We start from the raw sequence: 1,826 nt of genomic DNA on the forward strand, positions 1-1,826 counted from the left end.
TCTAATTCATCTTTTTCTTGATAACTCATAGCTTTGATATCTTCTAAGGTTTTCATTGTTTTTCCTTTAGTTTTTTTGTATTTGTTTGTTTTTGTTTAATTCTTCTTCTATATTAGCAGGATCATTTAAATTTAATCTTTTTATTACTATTTTATTAGGTGCTGCTCCTTTGATATGGTGTAGATACATTTCTTTAAATATTGTCTTTATGCTTCTGTGGGCATGTCTGTGGTAGATAAAACCACTTCTTGATCCTTTATGGTTTTTATTGTCTTTATTAAATATCTTTAGATTAGTTATATTATCTATTAATTTTGTGTAATGATTGCATAAAAATAAATAATCAAGCTCATATTCTCTAGCGAGTTTTAACTCAAAACTTATTTGTTCTGTTAAAGCTTGATCTTGGACATTTTTAACCTCTACTAAGGTAGGGTAATCATTTAGCGTTATTAAAAAATCAGGTATGGTGTGATTAAAACCTTTAGTGTTAAAATTCGCATCTAGTTTTCTTCTATTAGATAAATACCTAGTTGATCTTTTAGTAAAAAGCATAGAAGCAGCATACTCTCCTGCATCTCCTATGTCTTTAGAATTGATGATTTTATTTTTTTGTTCTTCTTGGTTTGGGGTGGTGGTTTGTTTTTGTTTGTTTTTTGTTCTACTCTTTGTCTTATCGTTTTGCTTATCATTGCTAGCTTGTTGAGGGTTTTGAAGAACTTTGATTGTTTTTTTATAATCTTTAGCTTTATCTTGATTTCTTTGTAAAAATTCAAGCCTGCCTAGTAGGCTTAGTTCTTTTGTTGATTTGTTTGGAATTTTTTGTAATTTACCTATTTTCTTCTTTAATTCTTGCTTATCTCTAATAACATCTTTTAAACTTTCATCATCTTTAAGCAAGATTTTGGTTATTTCATCTGCTTTTTTTCCACAAGCTTTTTTAATAGCTTGTGCTTGTTGTATTTTATCATCTTCTGCAAATTCTTTATTTTCATTTAAGGCTTGTAGGAATTCTTTAGGGCTTTGTAAAGTTAAATTAGGATTTTTTATTTTAGCTATATTTCTTTGAAAGCTTAAATCTATATTTTTTTCTCCCTTTTTTCCTTTTCTAAAATCAGTAACCACAAAGCCCTTATCTTCTAAAGGCACAGGATCAAAGTGTAATTCTTCGTTTTTATCTAAAGATATTAATCTTGGTATTAAAACATAAATTCCTTTTTCAAAGCATTTATCAAAAAATTCTGCTCCAACTTCAGCTATGCCATTATTTACTTCAAAGCCATCACCGCATCCTAGTTTTTTATTTACACTGTTATCTTTGTTATCTTTACTTGTATAAACATCATAAAATACATCATAGTCTTTAAAACTTTCTGTATTTCTTGATAAAGGCTTGGCTTCTCTTTCTTCATAGGCTTTATTTAGCGTATCAATATTCTTCTCACCAAAATAAGCATTGATTGCATCATTTCCCTTTTCATCATTGCTAAATAATACATTTTTACTTTTTTCTTCTTTTTTTCTTGTTTCTTCTCTTACTTTTATTTTGTTTTGCTCTGAAGTTTTATCAATATCTACAGTTTTTCCATCCTCATCTATAAGATAAATTTTAGATTTGCCTTTTTTTTCTATTTTTTTCACTTCTTTTCCATTTTGTGTTTGCAAATGAAAAGGACTGTAAAAACATAATTTACAATTTTCTAATATATAAACTTTTTGGAATTCTTTGATATGAAAATTGACTTTAGCAAAGTCAATTTTTATCCCTTTACCCATTTTCCTTAGCCTTTTTTATAGCATCGTTTAGTAATTTACAATATTTTTCC

General features: G+C 27.3%; 1 protein-coding gene. It reads right to left on the reverse strand.

The window, feature by feature from the left end; translation table 11 throughout:
- Positions 1-66: 66 nt before the first annotated feature.
- Positions 67-1,776 carry a putative toxin gene (locus FPD38_RS05020; protein ID WP_147555653.1) on the reverse strand — a complete coding sequence of 570 codons (1,710 nt, stop codon included), beginning with the start codon at positions 1,774-1,776 and terminating at the stop codon, positions 67-69.
- Between the last annotated feature and the right edge of the window lie 50 nt (positions 1,777-1,826).

This window comes from Campylobacter volucris, assembly GCF_008011665.1.
Lineage (GTDB): Bacteria > Campylobacterota > Campylobacteria > Campylobacterales > Campylobacteraceae > Campylobacter_D > Campylobacter_D volucris_A.

Bases quoted from the DNA above. Each gene is read 5' to 3' on its own strand.
- FPD38_RS05020 (WP_147555653.1), bottom strand. From the start codon at position 1,776: ATGGGTAAAGGGATAAAAATTGACTTTGCTAAAGTCAATTTTCATATC.